This window comes from Rhizobium vallis, assembly GCF_003985155.1.
Taxonomy (GTDB): domain Bacteria; phylum Pseudomonadota; class Alphaproteobacteria; order Rhizobiales; family Rhizobiaceae; genus Rhizobium; species Rhizobium vallis.
Window position 1 is genome coordinate 49,519 of the sequence record NZ_ML133695.1, and the last position, 17,748, is coordinate 67,266.

The window sequence follows — 17,748 nt, forward strand, 5'->3', positions numbered from 1 at the left end:
GTGTGTGCGGGGGCATGACGTCTGTGGCTTTCGGTCAACCGTGCAGTGACGCCGTCAGCCAGGCGGCGGCGAGATTTCGCGCATTGCTTCGCTTGGCCTTGATCGGCACGATCACGTTGTAGCGATCTTCGGCGGCAAGCTCGCCGCCGTCGGCCTGCACCAGGGTTCCGTCCTCTAGAAAAGTGCCGATCAGCATGCGCCATCCGAGCGCGATCCCTTGGCCCGCGCGCGCGGCGGCGATGGTTTCGGTATAGTGGTTGAAGCGAAGCGACGGCTTGACCTCGATATTGGCGCCGGCCAGCGAAAACCATTGCGACCAGCTGTACCAGGAACGGTCGAGCACATCGGTTTCGATGAATTCGTCGGCTGGGCCGAGCGGTCCGTCTCCTCGACGCCTGAGATAGTCGGGGGAGCAGACGGGGCTGATGACGTCGCCGCGCGAGGCGATGACGGTTCCGTCGCTGAAGGGAGGCAGGCCGTAGCGGATGGCGACGTCGATCTCTCCGTCGTCGAGAGCAATCGGGCTGTCCTGCGAGATCACCCGCACCAGAATGCCGGGATTGGCGCGGCGGAATTCGGCAAGACGCGGCAGCAGCCAGAAGGAGGAGAAGGCGACGGTCGCCCCGATCGTCACCACATCCTGGCCGCGTGACTGGATCGCTTCCACGCTCTCGGCAATATCGGCAAAGCTCTTGGCGAGTGTGGCTCCGAGACTGACGCAGGCGGCCGTCGGCTCGATCGCCCGATGCTTGCGCAGGAACAGCGGCTGACCGAGTTCCTCCTCGAGAGCAGCGATCTGCCGGCTGACCGCAGCCTGGGTGACGCCGAGTTCGCCTGCTGCCAGCGTGAAGCTTTTTCTTCTGAGCACCGCCTCCAGCGTCACCAGCGCCGTCAATGACGGGAGCCGTCTTCGAAACTGCATCTCAACCCCTCTTCGCATGATAAAATATTATGCGAGCGTAATTTTTTATGCCGTTGAAAGCCCGCAACTGCAAGAGCAATCTGGGGAAACTCTCACATAAGAGGTTCTCATGCTAAACAGGCTTCCATCCTCCATTTCAGCGCTGCTGGACTCCCGCTCGGAAGGCCATTCGCTGCCGGCCGGCCTTTACACCAGGGAAGATGTGTTCGAAGCTGACATCGACGTCTTCTTCCACAAGCACTGGATCTGCGTCGGCCTCGACTGTGACGTTCCCGAACCCGGCGACGCCACGGTGATCGACATCGGCAAGACGAGCTTGATCCTCCTGCGTGACGACGACGGCGAAATCCGCGTCCTGCACAATGTCTGCCGCCATCGCGGCTCCCGCCTGCTCGACCCGGGCAAGACGATCGTTTCGAAGCTCGTCTGTCCCTATCACACCTGGACATACGAGCTGACGGGGGAGCTCAGCTACGCTCCCCACATGGGTAGGGAATTCGACAAGGACTGTCGGGGCCTCAAACCGGTCACCTTCAAGTCGATCGGCGGGCTGATCTATGTCTGCCTCTCCGACAATCCGCCGGAAGACATCGACGTCCTCGATCAGACCATGGTGGAGCGCCTCGCGCCCTACGATATCAGGAACGCCAAGATCGCTCACCAGGTCGACGTCATCGAGGACGGCAACTGGAAGCTGACGATGGAGAACAATCGCGAGTGCTACCATTGCTCCGCGAACCATCCGGAACTCTGCGTCTCCTTCGTCGATCTCGATTTCGGCTTCGATCCCGAGACGCTAAGCCCCGAGGATCGCGAACAGGCCGAAGAGCATTTCAGACTGTATGAAGAGCGAACCAAGACCTGGGAAGCCGAGGGCTTTCCCTCGGCCGCCGTCGAGCAAATGGTCGACTGCGCCACGAACTTCCGCACCCAGCGATTGATCATCGCAGGCGCCGGCGAATCCCAGACCCATGATGCCACGGCCGCATCCTCCAAGCTGCTGGGGCATATGACCCGCAAGGATCTCGGCGACACGCATCTCTGGGGCCACAATAGCTGGAACCACTTCATGGGCGACCATGCGGTCGTGGCAATCGTCATTCCGCTTTCGGCGGGCAAGACGCTTGTCCGCACCAAATGGCTGGTGCACAAGGACGCCGTCGAAGGGGTCGATTACGATCTCGACAAGCTGACGGATGTCTGGATCCAGACGACGGACCAGGACGCCGATCTCGTCGCCCGCTCGCATGCCGGCACGCTCGATCCCGCTTATCAGCCAGGACCTTATTCCCGCTTCTCCGAGACGAACCTCGACAAGTTCGCCGCCTGGTACATCGACCGGATGCGCGCCCATGGATACTAGGAGCCCGCAGGCATTGCCCGGAAAGGCCGCCCTTGCCGAGTTCTGGAATCCCGAGGAAGACGACGCGCTCGTCTGTCTCGACGTCCAGCAGGAGACGCATGACGTCAAGACCTTCACCTTCGCGTCGCGCGAGGGCAAACGCTTCGCCTTCCGGGCCGGACAGTATTTTCTGTTCGACCTCGAACACAACGGAGAGGCCGAAAGCCGGTGCTACAGCATCTCCTCCTCGCCGCATCGCACGAACGCCTTCTCGGTGACGGTGAAGCGTGTTCCCGGCGGCAAGATCTCCAACTGGCTTCACGACACGCTGGTGGCGGGGGCATCAGTCAAGGCGAACGGCCCGCTCGGCCATTTCGTGCGATCCGGTACGGGTCAGAAGCTCCTGCTGCTCTCGGGCGGCTCCGGCATCACGCCCGTGATGTCCATTCTGCGGGAGATCGCCGATAGCTGTGAGCCAGCCAATGTCGTCTTCATGCACGCCGCCCGCACGCCGCAGGATCTGATTTTCCGCGACGAGCTCGCCTGCATCGCCCGCAAGCTGAAAGGCCTTCGGCTGCATTTTCTTCCTGAGACGGTCCTCGGCGAAGCATCGTGGCCGGGGCTCACGGGCCGTATTTCGCCGGACTACCTCAGGCTTGCAGTTCCCGATATCGCCGATCGAACGGTGATGTGCTGCGGCCCCGCTCCGTTCATGGCTGCCGCGCGCCGCATCGCTGGGGAACTCGGCGTGCCCAATTCGCACTATGTGGAGGAAAGCTTCGACGCCACTGTCATCGACGAGCCTGATATCCCCGCAGTTCAGGAAGCGGCGGCCAAGGTTTTCCAGGTCACTTTCTCCAAGCAATCCCGCAGCATCGAGGTATCGGGCGATCAGAGCGTGCTCTCCTGCGCCAAGAAGGCAGGCGTCAGGATACCGTCATCCTGCGCCAACGGTGTCTGCGGCACCTGCAAGTCGAAGCTGACGTCGGGCACGGTCGACATGAACCACAATGGCGGCATCCGCCAAAGGGAAATCGACGCAGGCCTGTTCCTGCCCTGCTGCTCCAAGCCGCTCAGCGATCTCGTGATCGAGCGATGAGTAACGGCAACTTCGCCTTGATCCTCCCGCTCAGTGCGCTCTCGAAGCCGCGCGGTGCTGCGAGGGCGTCTGACCGAATGTGCGTTTGAACGTCCTCGTGAACTGCGAGGCGTTTTCGAAACCGACATCGAGCGCGATCTCGATCAGGGGAGCCTTCGACTGGGCAAGGATCGATTTTGCCCGCTCCATGCGGACGCGATTATAGGCCTTGGCCGGAGACATGCCCGTCTTCTCGATGAAGATTCTTTCCAGCTGCCGCCTGGATAGCCCGACCATGGCGGCGAGTTTCTCGATCGGCATGCTGCCATCGACGAACTGCTCCATGGTGATCATCGCCGCCTTGACGCGGGCATCGTCATAATCGTCATACAGCGGACGCCGCGGCTGAATGTCGGCCGGTGCGCGAGCCTTTTCGATCTGTAGCACTTCAAGCGCGTTTCGTTCGGCATCGCGGCTGATGTATTTCCGGACCAGCAGCGCCGCCATATCGGCGGAGCTGCTGCCGCCGGCGCAGGATCCGCGCTGGCGATCGAGATTGAAGAGCCGGTCGGAGCGGACGCTGAGATCGGGGAAGCGCTCGCGAAACTCCTTGTAATGCAGCCAGCTGACGCAGGATTCATGCCGCTTCATCAGGCCCGCCGCGGCAAGAATAAACGTGCCGGTGCACACGCCGATCAGCGGCACCTTCTTGGCGTCGGCCTGCTTGAGGAAGGCGATGGTCTGCTGGTCGACGGGGTTTTCCACCGTCAGAAGGCCGCCGACGACGGCGATATAGTCGAACCGCGTGGGATCGACGAAGTCAGAGGTCGGAGCGACCTGGACGCCGCAGCTCGAGGTGATCAGATGCCGTGTGCTGCCGATCACCTGCCAGTCGGCAAGCACCCTTCCGGAACGATCCTGCTCATCGCTGGCAAGCCGCAGCGTATCGACGAAGAGCGCGAAGGCCGACAGCGTGAACGACCGCGACAGAACGAACCCTACCTTGAGCCGCGCGACGGGCTTGCCGGCGCCGTCTCCCTGCCGATGCTGCTCCGGTCGCATATCTGTCTCCCCGCCACTTCCTGCGGCGCCGCGCGTCTTTCGGACGCGCAAGGGACGCTGCAACATTTTTCAATCCTCGCATCTTGCTTTCCGAAAGCGATTTCGATTTTCGGGCCGATGCGCTGAGCCTGCTAGCACGCTTATCGAATCTGGAAACCGTGCGCTAGCGGATCGCGGTCGTCAACAAAAATGGAGTGGTGACTGATGACGCGCGCCCAGCCTCCGATGCTCGGGCGAATGCTGCGAAAGATCACCCTCGCAGCTTGCACGCAATTCCTGCCGCGTCGGCCATTGCGATGTTTTTCCAGCGGATTATCTTTGACGGTCTGTTAGAAAGCCGGCGTCCGCGCTCCCGGCGGGTCGACGCCGGTCATCAGGCGTTGGAAGTCTGGCGGCACTCAAGCCGGCGCGCCGCCACCACGCAAGAGCTGATGGCGGTTGATTTTTCGGGGCGCCGCGTGGGCCGCCCGGGATCAGGCGGCCAGGACGCCGCTCTTCTTGGCCGTCCAGGTTGCCATATAGTCCATCAAACCGGGCGATAGGCAATCATAGGGTTCGAGGCCCGATGATTTCAGTTGCGCCCTGACGGCATCCATCTTGGTGGGATCGAAGCCGCTTTCGATGATCGACGATACGAAGGCCGCAAAAGTCGGCTTTGCCCAGCCGCTTTCCTGGAAACGCTCGGGATGAACGAAGGACAACCCCTGGAACGGATGTTCGCGCTCGACCGGGCCATACATATGCACGCCGCACTGCTTGCAGGCATGGCGCTGGATCAGCGCAGCGGGATCGACGACGGCGAGCTTGTCGCCGTTCTCGAGCACCTCGACGCTTTCGGTCGGCGCCACCGCCACGACCGAAAAGACGGCGCCCTCGGGCTTCCAGCACTTGGTGCAGCCGCAGGCGTGGTTGTGGGCGATGTCACCCTTAATCCTGACCTTGACCGGATTGCTCGCGCATTTGCACACGAGCGTCCCGCCCGCGAAAGCAGCGTCAGTCGCTCGAAAGCCTGAATCCACTGCCGGATGAATGGCTATGCTGGTCATTGCTTCACTCCCTTCCTCCCTGGCCGTTTGCGTTATGCCCGGCCGAGCTCTGCGTTATTTCCGATCTCCCAGCCTCTGCGCGTGCCAGCGCAGATGGTCCTCCATGAATGTCGAAATGAAGAAGTAGGAATGGCCGTAGCCTTCCTGCATACGAAGCTTGAGGTTGATGTCAGCCGCCTCGCAAGCCTGCTTGAGCTCGCCGGGACGCAATCCATCCTCCAGGAAAGAATCCGCCGTCCCCTGGTCGACGAGCAGTTCCGGGAAACGATGTCCGTCTTCGATCAGCGAGCAGGCGTCATAGGCCCGCCAGGTCTTCTCGTCGGGGCCGAGATATTTCCGGAATGCCGGCTTTGACCAGCCGGAGACGGAGGGATGACTGATCGGCGCGAAGGCTGAGCAGCTCCTGAAGCGGTCCGGGTTCTTGAGCGCGATCGTGATCGCGCCGTGCCCGCCCATCGAGTGGCCGAAGATCCCCTGGCGGTCCATATCGACCGGGAATTCGGCTGCAATGAGCTTCGGCAGCTCGTCGACGATATAGCTGTACATGCGATAATTGGCTGCATAGGGCGGCTGGGTGGCGTCGACGTAAAAGCCGGCGCCCTTGCCGAACTGCCAGTTGTCCGCTTCATCGGGAACATGGTCCCCGCGAGGGCTGGTATCCGGGCAAATGATGACGAGACCGAGTTCGGCGGCAAGCCGCCGATACTCGCCCTTGTCCATGACATTGGCATGCGTGCATGTCAGACCCGACAGATACCACAGCACCGGGCAATTACCCTGGGCGGCCTGCGGCGGCACGAACACCCCGAAGGTCATGTCGCAATCGCAGGCCTCGGAGCGGCTGACGTAGACGCCCTGAGTGCCACCGTGGGACTTATCGGTCGAGATCGTCTTCATCGCTTAATACACGACCACGCCGCGGATGCTTTCTCCCTTGTGCATCAGGTCGAAGCCCTTGTTGATGTCTTCGAGCGGCATGGTGTGGGTGATCATCGGATCGATCTGGATCTTGCCCTGCATGTACCAGTCGACGATCTTCGGAACATCGGTGCGGCCGCGCGCGCCGCCGAAGGCCGTGCCCATCCAGTTGCGCCCGGTGACGAGCTGGAACGGACGGGTCGAGATTTCCTGGCCCGCGCCGGCAACGCCGATGATAACAGATTTGCCCCAGCCGCGATGGCTGGCTTCGAGCGCCTGGCGCATCACCTTGGTATTGCCGGTGCAGTCGAAGGTGTAGTCGGCGCCGCCGATCAGGTCGCCATTGCGCTTGGTCATGTTGACCAGATAGGGAACGATGTCGTCGCCGACGTCTTTCGGATTGACGAAATGCGTCATGCCGAACTTCTCGCCCCAAGCCTTGCGATCCGGGTTGATGTCGACGCCGATGATCATGTCGGCGCCGGCAAGGCGCAGGCCCTGAATGACGTTCAGACCGATGCCGCCGAGGCCGAAGACGATCGCCGTGGCGCCGATTTCCACCTTGGCCGTGTTGATGACGGCGCCGATGCCTGTCGTCACGCCGCAGCCGATGTAGCAGACCTTGTCGAAGGGCGCGTCGGGGTTGATCTTGGCCAGCGCGATTTCGGGCAGCACCGTGTAATTGGCGAAGGTTGAGCAGCCCATATAGTGATGGATCTTGTCCTTGCCGATCGAAAAGCGCGAGGTGCCATCCGGCATTACGCCCTGACCCTGGGTCGCGCGGATCGACGTGCAGAGATTGGTTTTGCGTGACGTGCAGGAATAGCACTCGCGGCATTCCGGCGTGTAAAGCGGAATGACGTGGTCGCCCTTCTTGACAGAAGTCACGCCCGGGCCGACGTCGACGACGATGCCCGCACCCTCATGGCCGAGAATGGCGGGGAAGAGGCCTTCCGGATCGGCGCCCGACAGGGTGAAATCGTCGGTGTGGCAGATGCCGGTCGCCTTGACCTCGACCAGCACTTCGCCGGCCTTCGGGCCGTCGAGCTGCACGGTCATCACTTCGAGCGGTTTGCCGGCCTGAACGGCAACAGCGGCGCGAACGTCCATTTGATAATCCCTCCAATTAAATTGAATTCAGTGGCTGCGTATGCGGATAAACGATCTGGCTCGGCTCGGTTATCCCGGCTCGATCTGGCACCAGACCGCCAGAAGCGGCTGGGCCGTGCATCTTATCGCGAAGGATTGCCCGGCATCGTTTGCGAAGACTGTGCCAGTAGCGGCAGAAAACCATTGGGAATCGCCAAGGCAGATTTCTGCCGGCGAAAGCAGGATGAAGGCGCGCGGCTGCGTCTGTACGTGGTCGGGAAACCGGGTGTAGCGATCCATATAGATCGCCCCGACCCTGAGGTCGGCGCGTTCCTCCATGCCGCCGGGGCCGACCACGACCGCGTGCGAGTGCGTGTTGCCGAAATTCAGGCTTGCAAAAGGCCCGGAGCGGCCGCGTCTCCAGAGCAGCTTATCGGCGAGACTCTGGAACTGGCTGGCGATCGCCTCGTATTTCCGTCCCGACTTTGCGAGATGGCGGACAGCGTCGTCTAGCCCTTCGGGCACACCGGGAAGAGGCCCGCTCTCCGGGCGCACCTTTCCTGTTTTGAGCAGCCTCTGGAGGACCTTGCCCGCAACGAAACTGGCCACAGCTGGAGCCTCCGCCGACAGCATCAGCCCGCCGACGTCGTTGAGGAATTCCTGCAGCGGCCGGGGCCGCCTTTCCCTGCCTATGTCGTGCAGCCGTATATATGCCGGCTTCTCGTCGTCGTTGAGAAGAAGGTCGGCACCAGGCTTGATTGGACGTCCCACCGCGCGCGCCACGTTCGGTCTCCCCGCTCAGAGCGCCTTTTCGAGTTCCGGCAGGATGTCGAAGAGATCGGCGACGAGGCCGTAGTCGGCGACCTGGAAGATCGGCGCCTCCTCGTCCTTGTTGATGGCGACGATCACCTTACTATCCTTCATGCCGGCCAGATGCTGGATGGCGCCCGAAATGCCGCAGGCGATATAGAGCTGCGGCGCCACCACCTTGCCGGTCTGGCCGACCTGCCAGTCGTTCGGGGCATAACCGGCATCGACGGCCGCACGGCTTGCGCCGACGGCAGCGCCGAGCTTGTCGGCAACCGGCAGGATGACTTGCCTGAACTTCTCGGCAGAGCCGAGCGCCCGGCCACCCGAGATGATGATCTTCGCCGAGGTCAGTTCCGGACGATCGGAAGCCGACAGCGCATCGGAGACGAAGCGCGACAGGCCCGGATCCGAGATCGCCGGGATCGCCTCGACGGCTGCCGAGCCGTTTGTCGGGGCGGAGGCGAAGGAGGCGGTGCGCACGGTGATGACCTTCTTGGCATCTGTCGACTGCACCGTCTGGATGGCGTTGCCGGCATAGATCGGCCGCTTGAAGGTATCGGCGGAGATGACTTCCGTTATCTCGGAGACCTGGGCGACGTCGAGCAGGGCAGCCACGCGCGGCAGCACGTTCTTGCCGACCGAGGTCGCAGCCGAGATGATCGTGTCATAGGAACCCGCAAGCGAGACGATCAGGTCGGAAAGCGGTTCGGCGAGATTGTTGGCAAGCTCGTCGCTTTCGGCCAGCAGCACCTTGGAGACGCCGGCAAGTTTTGCCGCCGCATCGGCCGCAGCCTGGGCGCCCTTGCCGGCGACCAGCACATGCACGTCGCCGCCGATCTGGGTTGCCGCCGTCAGCGCCTTGCCGGTCTGATCGGAGAGGCTCTGATTGTCGTGGTCGGCCAGAAGAAGAATGGTCATGGTAATTTACTCCTGTTCCAACCCGATTAGAGCACGCCGGCTTCGTTCTTGAGCTTGTCGACCAGTTCGGCGACCGACTTGACCTTGACGCCGGCCTTGCGGCCACTCGGCTCCTCGGTCTTCAGCACCTTCAGCCGCGGCGTCGTATCGACGCCGAAGTCGGCAGGCGCCTTCTTGTCGAGCGGCTTCTTCTTGGCCTTCATGATGTTCGGCAGCGAGGCATACCGCGGTTCGTTCAGCCGCAGATCCGATGTGACCACCGCCGGCAGCTTGACCTCGATCGTCTGCAGGCCGCCGTCAACCTCGCGGGTGACAGTCGCCTTGCCATCGTCGATCTCGATCTTCGAGGCGAAGGTTGCCTGGGCAGAACCCAGCAGGGCCGCCAGCATCTGGCCGGTCTGGTTGGAATCGTCGTCGATCGCCTGCTTGCCGACGATGACGAGGCCCGGCTGCTCGGCCTCGGCCACACCCTTGAGGATCTTGGCGACGGCCAGCGGCTCGACCTGATCGTCGGTCTCAACCAGGATCGCCCGGTCGGCGCCCATGGCAAGGGCGGTCCTCAGCGTCTCCTCGGCCTTGGCCGGGCCGATCGACACCACCACCACTTCCTCGGCCTTGCCGGCTTCCTTCAGCCGCAACGCCTCTTCCACCGAGATCTCGTCGAACGGGTTCATCGACATCTTCACATTGGCAAGCTCAACACCCGTGCCGTCCGGACGCACCCGGATCTTCACGTTGTAGTCGACAACCCTTTTGACGGGCACGAGAATCTTCATTTGCGAACCTCTTTATATCTTCAATGGCCGCCGTCAGTGCGGCCGTTCGGCAAGCAGTGCCCAGAAGGCGAAGAGCGGTGTACCAACCGATCTCATGGCATGTTTGATTCCGGGAATATTGTAGAACGATCCGCCGATTCCAGGCGAAAACCAGTCCCCCTCCCCTTGTCGAAACTCTCCCTCGGAAAGCACGAGATAGACTTCCTCCGGCGCGTGGTCGTGGTCGGGATAGCGCACGCGAGGCGCCATCAACGTCACGCCGAGCCACAGGTCGCTTCGCTCCTCCAATCCACCCGGGCCAATGATGATGGCATTGGCATGCCCATCGACGAAATTGTCGCTGGCCGTGTGGTCATACTTGGTGCGCCGATGCCATTCAAGCATTGGCTCGATGCCTTTGAACCCTTCGATCAACCCCGCCAGCGAAGCATAGGACGTATCGACCGAGAGCGCCATATCGAGGTGAGCGCAGACGGGCAACCGGCCTCCTTCTCCTGCTCGCGCGGCGCCGGGACGCTCCAGCGCCGCAAAGATCTGACCGATCGAGCGGCGGGCTTCGCCGGCCTTGGCGAACTGACCGAAAGCCAGGGAAGCCGCCTCCAGAAAATGCTGGAGGCTTTCATTGCGTAAACTCATCTCATCCCTCCCGTGACGATCGACCGGCGACCCGGCTGATTCTGCGATCATAGATCCTTTGCGATGCGCAGAGCGTCATAAATGGCGGCATGCGTATTGCGCGCAGCGACGGCATCGCCGATGCGGAACAACTGGAACCGCCCCTCCGGATTGCGAACGACGGACTGGGGTTTTCCCGAAAGGAGCTCGTCATGCGAGACCTCGCCGAGATTGCTGGAACTGGGCTTCAGCTCGAAATAGAGTTCGTCGAGCGGGATGGTCCCGTGATTGACGACGATCTGGTCGTAGCTGTGCTCCCGGGCAATCCCGCCGTAATCGCTGCCGACATGGGCGACGAGCTGGTTGCCGCTCTTCTCGACGGATTCCAGGCGATAAGTGACGGTAAAGGTCACGTCGTACTTCTGGAGCGAACGCATATAGGGCACCAGGTTCATGGCCATGACCTCGGGCGCGAAGGAGCGGTCCGGCGTCATGATCTCGACCTTGGCGCCCGCCTTGGCGAGGAATTCGGCTGCCTGAAGGCCGGTATGGTCCCCGGCATCGTCGAAGATCAGCACGTTGCTTCCAGGCTTCACATCGCCGGAGATGATGTCCCATGACGAGACTACCAGCTCATTGCCGCTGGTGAGCACTTCTGTATGCGGCAAGCCGCCGGTGGCGATAATGACGACATCAGGCTTCTCGGCCTCGATCGTGGCAGCTTCGGCCCAGGTGTTGAAGTGGAAGGTGACGCCATATTTTTCGCACTGGCTCATGCGCCAGTCGATAATGCTGATCATTTCCCTGCGGCGCTCGCTCTGGGCGGTGAGGCGGATCTGGCCGCCCGGATTGTTCGCCGCTTCGAACACGACGACCTCGTGGCCACGTTCCCCGGCGACACGCGCCGCTTCGAGACCGGCCGGGCCGGCGCCGACGATGACCACCTTTTTCCTGTGGTCGGCCTTGGCCAGGATATGCGGCATAGTCAGCTCGCGACCGGTGGCGGCATTGTGGATGCAATAGGCTGCCCCGCCCTGATAGATGCGGTCGAGGCAATAGTTGGCGCCAACGCAGGGGCGGATATCCTCCTCGCGTTTCTCGATGATCTTGCGGACGATATGCGGGTCGGTCATGTGGGCGCGGGTCATGCCGACCATGTCGACCTTGCCGGCCGCGATCGCGTGGCGCGCGGTGGCGACGTCAGGAATCTTTGCCGCATGGAAGGTCGGGAAGTTGGTCGCGGCGCGGATTTCTCCGGCAAAATCCAGGTGCGGAGAGTTCGCCATGCCCTGGATCGGAATGACGTCGGTCAGGCCCGCGTCGGTGTCGATGTGGCCGCGAATGACGTTCAGATAGTCGATAAGGCCGCTATCGCGCAGCCGCTTGGAAATCTCTATGCCTTCGGCCTGCCCGTTGCCGCCGGGCAGACATTCGTCCGCCGTATAGCGCACGCCGAGAATGAACTCGTCCCCCACCCTCTGGCGGATCGCCTTGAACACATCGAAACAGAAGCGCAGGCGGTTTTCGAGCGCGCCGCCATAGGGGCCATCGAGCTCGTTGGTCAGCGGAGACGCGAACTGGTCGATCAGGTGGCCGTAGGCCTCCAGCTCGATACCATCCATGCCGCCCGCCTTCATCCGTTCGGCCGCATCGGCGAAATCCTTGATGATGCGCTCGATGTCCCAATCTTCCAGCTTCTTCGGAAAGGCGCGGTGCGAGGCTTCGCGGTGATGCGAAGGGGCGACGACCGGCAGCCAATCGCCCTTGTCCCAGCGGGTGCGCCGGCCGAGATGCGTCAGCTGGATCATGATCGCCGCACCCTCTTCGTGCACGGCGTCGGTCATTTGCCTGATCCAGGGCACGATCTCGTCCTTGTAGGCGAGCAGGTTGTTGAAGACAGGCGGACTGTCCCTGGAAACGGCTGCCGAGCCCGCCGTCATCGTCAAGGCCACGCCACCCTTTGCCCGCTCCACCGTATAGGCCCGATACTTCTCCTTCGGCATGCCGTCTTCGGGATAGGCCGGCTCGTGAGAGGTCACGATGATTCGGTTACGCAGCGTCAGATGCTTGAGCTGGTAGGGCTGCAGGAGAGGATCATTCGACATGGGCTGCGGTTCCGGATTAAAACATCAAGGCGGACGCTAAGCACAATGTACATACGTGTCAACGATGAAAACAGTCAGGTCGTCATATTCGACACTGATGTACATTTTTCTTGTGCCGAGCCTCGGAATTTGATAGGAGATAACGCATGGATCAGTCTTTGAACGATACCGGCTGGCGCGGATCGCAGGAGGGATGGCTGGAAGCAGCCTACCACTCCCTTCTGGATTCCGGCGTGGATTCGGTGAAGATTTTGCCACTGGCGAAGAAGCTCAATCTCTCGCGAACGAGCTTCTACTGGTTCTTCAAGGATCGGGAGGAGCTGTTGAGCGCACTCGTGGCGCGATGGCGTGACAAAAACACCGGCAACATCGTCAAACAGTCGGAAGCTTACGCGGAATCGCTTGCCGAGGCGATGCTCAACGTTTTCGACTGCTGGCTGAACACCGATCTCTTCGATGCCAAGTTCGAGTTTGCCGTGCGCAGCTGGGCGCTGCAGTCGGACGAGCTTCTGGCCGAGGTTCAGCAGGCCGATCGGATCCGGCTGGAAGCGCTCAAACGCATGTTTATGCGGTTCGGGTTACCAGAAACGACATCAGATGTCAGAGCACGGACAACTTATCTCGTCCAGATCGGCTACATCTCCATGCAGTCGATGGAGGAACTCGCCATCCGCATGAAACGGATTCCGGAATATATCGCGATTTACACGGGCGAAGTGCCGCAGCAGAGGGAGCTCGATCGCTTCTTCGCCCGGCATGGCTATAGGCCCGGCTAGAGGAACCGAGATGAGCGTTTCCTTGAGGATCGGCATTATTGGCGGTGGCGGCTGGCTCGGTGGGGCCATCGCCGGCTCGATCCTCGATTCCGGACTGGTCGATCCTCAAAATCTCGCGCTCTCCTATCGCAGGGAGCGGCCGTCGCGCTTCCCGAACGCCTTCTGGACCGCCGACAGTCAGGAGCTTGCCAACCGCTCGGATGTGATCCTTCTCTCCGTCCGTCCCGATGACTGGCGTCCCCTTGCAGTCGATGCCTCCGGCAAGCTTGTCATCTCGGTCATGGCCGGCATCCGCGTGACCGCCCTTTGCGAACGCCACAAGACCAGCCGCGTCGTCCGCGCCCTGCCGAATGCCGCTGCCGAAGTGGCGAAATCCTATACGCCCTGGATCGGCGCGAGCGGTATCACGGAAGAGGACCGGGCCATCGTCCGCACCATCTTCGAGACCTGCGGAACTCAGGACGAGGTCGCAAGGGAAAGCGATATCGATTACCTCACGGGCCTTAGCGGATCCGGACCGGCATTCCCGGCGCTGCTTGCGGCTGCCATGATGCGCGACGCCGTCGCCCATGGACTGCCGGCCGAGGTCGCGCGCCGCGCCGTCAACACGGTGATATCGGGCGCCGGCCGCCTGCTGGAACGGCGCGACGAATGTCCTGATGACGTCGTTCAAGCCTTTCTCGACTATCGCGGCACCACCGCGACAGCCATAGAAAATATGCGCGCCGCCGGGTTCGAGGCTTCGGTCGCCGATGGCCTGTCGGCGGCATTCAAGAAATCGGTAAGTATGGGAGAAGCCTCCTGACAACCGTTGGAACGGGTTCTGCGGCGCCCCGTTCGACAACACAAGCCGCTAAGCAGAGGGAACGAGAATGAAGAAACTACTTGCATCGACATGTTTGACGTTCGGCCTGATCGGCGGCGCGTCATTCGCCAGCGCCGCCGAATGCGGCAGCGTCACCATCGCCAGCATGAACTGGCAGAGCGCCGAAGTTCTCTCCAACCTGGACAAGTTCATCCTGAACGAAGGTTACGGCTGCAGCGCCGATATCACTGTTGGCGACACCGTCCCGACCATCACCTCCATGGCCGAAAAGGGCCAGCCTGACATCGCGCCCGAAGCCTGGATCGACCTGCTGCCTGACGTCGTCAAGAAGGGCACGGAAGAAGGCCGCATCGTTCAGGTCGGCTCGCCGCTGCCGGATGGCGGCGTGCAGGGCTGGTGGATCCCGAAATACCTCGCCGACGCCCATCCCGATATCAAGACCATCGGCGATGTGCTGAAGCATCCGGACCTCTTCCCGGATCCCGAGGATTCGAAGAAGGGCGCCATCGTGAACGGCCCGCAGGGCTGGGGCGGCACCGTCGTCACCTCGCAGCTCTACAAGGCGTTTGATGCCCAAAAGGCGGGCTTCACCCTCGTCGATACCGGCTCGGCTGCCGGTCTCGACGGTTCGATCGCCAAGGCTTACGAACGCAAGGAAGGCTGGGTCGGCTATTACTGGGCGCCGACGGCGCTGCTCGGCAAGTATCAGATGGTCAAGCTCGAAGCCGGCGTGCCGGAAGATGCCGCTGAATGGAAGCGTTGCATCACCGTCGCCGATTGCCCCGATCCCAAGGCCGCTGCATGGCCGGTCGACCACGTCGTCACCCTGGTCGCCAAGCCCTTCTCGGAAAAGGTCGGACCTGAGGTCATGGACTACCTGAAGAAGCGCTCCTGGAGCAACGACACGGTCAACAAGCTGATGTCGTGGATGACCGACAACCAGGCAACCGGCGAAGACGGCGCCAAGCACTTCCTTGGAGAAAACAAGGACATCTGGACCAAGTGGGTCTCGCCGGAAGCAGCCAAGAAGATCGAAGCTGCCCTCTAAAGCAAATATTGCGGTGCGCGAAAAGCGCACCGCTTCTCGCTGCCGATAAAATCAAAAAGACTGCCACGGCTCTTTGAAGAAAAGGGGAACCGAATGGAATGGTTTTATAAATTCCCGCACATGAACGACGACGCGCTTCGCAATCTGAAGAAGGCGATCGATGACGGTTTTCGTGCCTTTACCCGCGCCTATGGCGACGGCATCGAAAGCCTCTTCACGCCGCTGCAGCATTTCCTTATCGCCGCCGAACGTTTCATGACGCAGACGCCGTGGCCGATCATCACCTTGATCATCCTGGTGATTGCCTGGTTGGGGAGCCGCAGCCTGAAGATCGTCGGTGGCTGTCTCGTGACATTGCTGCTGATCGGCTACTTCGACATGTGGGACGATACGATGCGGACGGTCTCGATGATCTTCGTCTGCACGGTTCTCTCCATCGCCATCGGCATTCCGATCGGCATCCTGATGGCGCGCTCCGATCGGCTGCAGCGCGTGGTCAATCCGATCCTCGACGTCATGCAGACGATGCCGAGCTTCGTCTATCTCATTCCAGTCGTCATGCTGCTCGGCATCGGCAAGGTGCCGGGGCTGATCGCCGTCGTCATCTACGCCATTCCGCCGATGATCCGCCTGACCGATCTCGGCATCCGTCTGGTCGACAAGGACGTGCTTGAGGCGGCCGACGCCTTCGGGACGTCGAAATCGCAGAAGCTCTTCAAGGTGCAACTGCCGCTCGCCCTTCCCACCATCATGGCCGGCATCAACCAGACGATCATGATGGCGCTCGCCATGGTGGTCATCGCCTCCATGATCGGCGTCCAGGGCCTTGGCCAGCCGGTGCTGAAGGCGATCGCCAACCAGTATTTCACGCTTGGCATTTTCAACGGTCTTGCCATCGTCGGCATCGCCATCATCTTCGACCGGGTCAGCCAGGCATATGGCAAAAGGCTCCAGAGGCATCGGGAGACCGTCCATGGCTGAGCATCGTTTCGGCGGCATCAAGATCCGCAATCTCTACAAGATCTTCGGCCCCACCCCCGCCGCTTTTGTCGACGCAGTTCAGAAAGGCCTGACGAAGACCGAGCTCAACGCAAAACACGGCCATGTGCTCGGCCTCAGGGATATCAATGTCGAGATCCCCTCCGGCCGCATCCAGGTCATCATGGGCCTGTCCGGATCGGGCAAATCGACCCTCATCCGTCACATCAATCGTCTGATCGATCCGACATCGGGCGAAGTGCTGGTCGACGGCGTCGATGTCGTGAAGATGAACGAGACCGAGTTGCGAACCTTTCGCCGTCAGCAGACGGCGATGGTGTTCCAGAAATTCGCGCTGCTTCCGCACCGAAACGTACTCGACAACACCATCTTCGGTCTCGAAGTGCAGGGCATGGAACGTGCGAAAGCCGTCGATATCGCCATGGGCTGGATCGAGCGGGTGGGGCTCAAGGGTTTCGAACAGAAATATCCGAACCAGCTTTCCGGCGGCATGCAGCAGCGCGTCGGCCTGGCGCGGGCACTTTCCAACGATGCTCCCGTTCTCCTGATGGACGAGGCCTATTCGGCGCTCGACCCTTTGATCCGCACGGATATGCAGACGGTCCTTCTCGATATCCAGAAGGAGATCAAGAAGACGATCGTCTTCATCACCCACGATCTCGACGAGGCGCTTCGCCTCGGCGACCAGATTGCGATCCTGCGCGACGGCGAAGTTATCCAGCAGGGCACCAGCCAGGATATCGTCCTGCGTCCGGCGGACGATTACATCGCCAACTTCGTCAAGGAGGTCAATCGCGGCCGAGTCATCCATGTCGAAGCCGTCATGACGCCATTGCACGCGGGTGCCGCACCGGTTGGACTGGCGATTGCGGCGGGAACGACCGTCGAAGAGGCCGTCCGGATGATGGCATCTGCGCCGGAAGGCAATGCCAAGGTGGTTTCCCCGTCCGGGGATGTGCTGGGCCTCGTTACCTTCCGCCAGCTTGCAAGCGCGATGGTGAACTCGCACGAGACGGCAGCCCGGCACGATAGTCCTCTTTCGGTCGCGCTCTGAAGCAACTCCACCGCAATGCCCGCAGCGCGTCTTTTCGGACGCGCTGCGGGCATTGTCGCTTTGAATTCATGCGCCACATCCCGCTCACCCGCCAAGCCATGGGGTAGCGGCGCCTTGGAATTATGATGGCGCAGGCGCTCCCGTCGCCGAGCCTGAAATGGACTCTTCTTTCGCCTGGAACGAGTCGTTCAAGATCTCTATCCGGTTTGCACAAGTCAGTCGCCCGGAGCAAAAAGCTTCACGGGTGTACTCGAATGTACATATTGCGCAGGATCGATCCGGTCTGCGTCACGAAACACAGATCGGCCGACAATATCGCGACGCGACAATTGCCCCATGGCGGCGAAACAATAAGATGATTTTC

The 17,748-nt window shown here is 61.5% G+C and carries 17 protein-coding genes and 1 pseudogene; 7 read left to right on the plus strand and 11 right to left on the minus strand.

Features of this window, described 5'->3' with window-relative positions:
• Positions 1-34: 34 nt before the first annotated feature.
• Positions 35-922: a LysR substrate-binding domain-containing protein gene (locus EFQ99_RS24745; RefSeq protein ID WP_126923857.1), complete on the minus strand. Its 888-nt coding sequence runs from the start codon at positions 920-922 to the stop codon at positions 35-37.
• Between the two features lie 109 nt (positions 923-1,031).
• Here EFQ99_RS24745 and EFQ99_RS24750 point away from each other — a divergent pair, with 109 nt between their 5' ends.
• Complete coding sequence (locus EFQ99_RS24750; protein ID WP_126923858.1) at positions 1,032-2,285, plus strand: aromatic ring-hydroxylating oxygenase subunit alpha; 1,254 nt, start codon at positions 1,032-1,034, stop codon at positions 2,283-2,285.
• On the plus strand, positions 2,275-3,363 hold the full coding sequence (locus EFQ99_RS24755; RefSeq protein WP_126923859.1) for an FAD-binding oxidoreductase: 1,089 nt from the start codon (positions 2,275-2,277) through the stop codon (positions 3,361-3,363). The genes EFQ99_RS24750 and EFQ99_RS24755 overlap by 11 nt, the downstream gene beginning before the upstream one ends.
• A 30-nt stretch (positions 3,364-3,393) precedes the next feature.
• Here EFQ99_RS24755 and EFQ99_RS24760 read toward each other — a convergent pair whose 3' ends face one another.
• From EFQ99_RS24760 to EFQ99_RS24805, 10 genes and pseudogenes are all read right to left on the minus strand, one after another.
• The gene (locus tag EFQ99_RS24760) at positions 3,394-4,404 is read right to left on the minus strand and encodes a GlxA family transcriptional regulator (protein ID WP_126923860.1); all 1,011 of its coding nucleotides are present in this window, start codon (positions 4,402-4,404) and stop codon (positions 3,394-3,396) included.
• 140 nt (positions 4,405-4,544) lie between these two features.
• A pseudogene (locus EFQ99_RS24765) lies at positions 4,545-4,652 on the minus strand (proline racemase family protein); the annotation flags it as partial.
• 225 nt (positions 4,653-4,877) lie between these two features.
• A complete protein-coding gene (gene gfa, locus EFQ99_RS24770) occupies positions 4,878-5,450 on the minus strand; it encodes an S-(hydroxymethyl)glutathione synthase (RefSeq protein ID WP_126923861.1) in 573 nt (190 codons plus the stop codon).
• Between the two features lie 54 nt (positions 5,451-5,504).
• Positions 5,505-6,347, minus strand: coding sequence for an S-formylglutathione hydrolase (fghA, locus tag EFQ99_RS24775; protein ID WP_126923862.1), 843 nt, complete (start codon positions 6,345-6,347; stop codon positions 5,505-5,507).
• Positions 6,348-6,350: 3 nt separating this feature from the next.
• Complete coding sequence (locus tag EFQ99_RS24780) at positions 6,351-7,478, minus strand: S-(hydroxymethyl)glutathione dehydrogenase/class III alcohol dehydrogenase (protein WP_126923863.1); 1,128 nt, start codon at positions 7,476-7,478, stop codon at positions 6,351-6,353.
• Positions 7,479-7,547: 69 nt separating this feature from the next.
• On the minus strand, positions 7,548-8,240 hold the full coding sequence (locus EFQ99_RS24785; protein ID WP_126923864.1) for a dimethylsulfonioproprionate lyase family protein: 693 nt from the start codon (positions 8,238-8,240) through the stop codon (positions 7,548-7,550).
• Between the two features lie 15 nt (positions 8,241-8,255).
• Positions 8,256-9,185 carry an electron transfer flavoprotein subunit alpha/FixB family protein gene (locus EFQ99_RS24790; RefSeq protein WP_126923865.1) on the minus strand — a complete coding sequence of 310 codons (930 nt, stop codon included), beginning with the start codon at positions 9,183-9,185 and terminating at the stop codon, positions 8,256-8,258.
• Between the two features lie 26 nt (positions 9,186-9,211).
• Entirely contained in the window at positions 9,212-9,961 is a 750-nt protein-coding gene (locus EFQ99_RS24795) for an electron transfer flavoprotein subunit beta/FixA family protein (RefSeq protein WP_126923866.1), read from the minus strand.
• Between the two features lie 33 nt (positions 9,962-9,994).
• On the minus strand, positions 9,995-10,597 hold the full coding sequence (locus EFQ99_RS24800; RefSeq protein ID WP_126923867.1) for a dimethylsulfoniopropionate lyase: 603 nt from the start codon (positions 10,595-10,597) through the stop codon (positions 9,995-9,997).
• 47 nt (positions 10,598-10,644) lie between these two features.
• Positions 10,645-12,681, minus strand: coding sequence for an NADH:flavin oxidoreductase (locus tag EFQ99_RS24805; RefSeq protein WP_126923868.1), 2,037 nt, complete (start codon positions 12,679-12,681; stop codon positions 10,645-10,647).
• A gap of 146 nt (positions 12,682-12,827) precedes the next feature.
• Here EFQ99_RS24805 and EFQ99_RS24810 point away from each other — a divergent pair, with 146 nt between their 5' ends.
• From EFQ99_RS24810 to EFQ99_RS24830, 5 genes are all read left to right on the plus strand, one after another.
• A complete protein-coding gene (locus EFQ99_RS24810) occupies positions 12,828-13,457 on the plus strand; it encodes a TetR/AcrR family transcriptional regulator (RefSeq protein ID WP_126923869.1) in 630 nt (209 codons plus the stop codon).
• A gap of 10 nt (positions 13,458-13,467) precedes the next feature.
• On the plus strand, positions 13,468-14,262 hold the full coding sequence (locus EFQ99_RS24815; protein WP_126923870.1) for a pyrroline-5-carboxylate reductase family protein: 795 nt from the start codon (positions 13,468-13,470) through the stop codon (positions 14,260-14,262).
• Between the two features lie 67 nt (positions 14,263-14,329).
• Entirely contained in the window at positions 14,330-15,331 is a 1,002-nt protein-coding gene (locus tag EFQ99_RS24820) for an ABC transporter substrate-binding protein (RefSeq protein ID WP_126923871.1), read from the plus strand.
• A gap of 93 nt (positions 15,332-15,424) precedes the next feature.
• The gene (locus tag EFQ99_RS24825) at positions 15,425-16,312 is read left to right on the plus strand and encodes an ABC transporter permease (protein WP_126923872.1); all 888 of its coding nucleotides are present in this window, start codon (positions 15,425-15,427) and stop codon (positions 16,310-16,312) included.
• A complete protein-coding gene (locus EFQ99_RS24830) occupies positions 16,305-17,384 on the plus strand; it encodes a quaternary amine ABC transporter ATP-binding protein (RefSeq protein WP_126923873.1) in 1,080 nt (359 codons plus the stop codon). Before EFQ99_RS24825 ends, EFQ99_RS24830 begins: the two co-directional genes overlap by 8 nt.
• The last annotated feature ends 364 nt before the right edge of the window (positions 17,385-17,748 follow it).

Excerpts from the sequence above, each read along its gene's own strand:
- EFQ99_RS24745 (WP_126923857.1), bottom strand. The coding sequence starts at position 922 with ATGCAGTTTCGAAGACGGCTCCCGTCATTGACGGCGCTGGTGACGCTG.
- EFQ99_RS24750 (WP_126923858.1), top strand. The coding sequence starts at position 1,032 with ATGCTAAACAGGCTTCCATCCTCCATTTCAGCGCTGCTGGACTCCCGC.
- EFQ99_RS24755 (WP_126923859.1), top strand. The coding sequence starts at position 2,275 with ATGGATACTAGGAGCCCGCAGGCATTGCCCGGAAAGGCCGCCCTTGCC.
- EFQ99_RS24760 (WP_126923860.1), bottom strand. The coding sequence starts at position 4,404 with ATGCGACCGGAGCAGCATCGGCAGGGAGACGGCGCCGGCAAGCCCGTC.
- gfa (WP_126923861.1), bottom strand. The coding sequence starts at position 5,450 with ATGACCAGCATAGCCATTCATCCGGCAGTGGATTCAGGCTTTCGAGCG.
- fghA (WP_126923862.1), bottom strand. The coding sequence starts at position 6,347 with ATGAAGACGATCTCGACCGATAAGTCCCACGGTGGCACTCAGGGCGTC.
- EFQ99_RS24780 (WP_126923863.1), bottom strand. The coding sequence starts at position 7,478 with ATGGACGTTCGCGCCGCTGTTGCCGTTCAGGCCGGCAAACCGCTCGAA.
- EFQ99_RS24790 (WP_126923865.1), bottom strand. The coding sequence starts at position 9,185 with ATGACCATTCTTCTTCTGGCCGACCACGACAATCAGAGCCTCTCCGAT.
- EFQ99_RS24795 (WP_126923866.1), bottom strand. The coding sequence starts at position 9,961 with ATGAAGATTCTCGTGCCCGTCAAAAGGGTTGTCGACTACAACGTGAAG.
- EFQ99_RS24800 (WP_126923867.1), bottom strand. The coding sequence starts at position 10,597 with ATGAGTTTACGCAATGAAAGCCTCCAGCATTTTCTGGAGGCGGCTTCC.
- EFQ99_RS24805 (WP_126923868.1), bottom strand. The coding sequence starts at position 12,681 with ATGTCGAATGATCCTCTCCTGCAGCCCTACCAGCTCAAGCATCTGACG.
- EFQ99_RS24810 (WP_126923869.1), top strand. The coding sequence starts at position 12,828 with ATGGATCAGTCTTTGAACGATACCGGCTGGCGCGGATCGCAGGAGGGA.
- EFQ99_RS24815 (WP_126923870.1), top strand. The coding sequence starts at position 13,468 with ATGAGCGTTTCCTTGAGGATCGGCATTATTGGCGGTGGCGGCTGGCTC.
- EFQ99_RS24820 (WP_126923871.1), top strand. The coding sequence starts at position 14,330 with ATGAAGAAACTACTTGCATCGACATGTTTGACGTTCGGCCTGATCGGC.
- EFQ99_RS24825 (WP_126923872.1), top strand. The coding sequence starts at position 15,425 with ATGGAATGGTTTTATAAATTCCCGCACATGAACGACGACGCGCTTCGC.
- EFQ99_RS24830 (WP_126923873.1), top strand. The coding sequence starts at position 16,305 with ATGGCTGAGCATCGTTTCGGCGGCATCAAGATCCGCAATCTCTACAAG.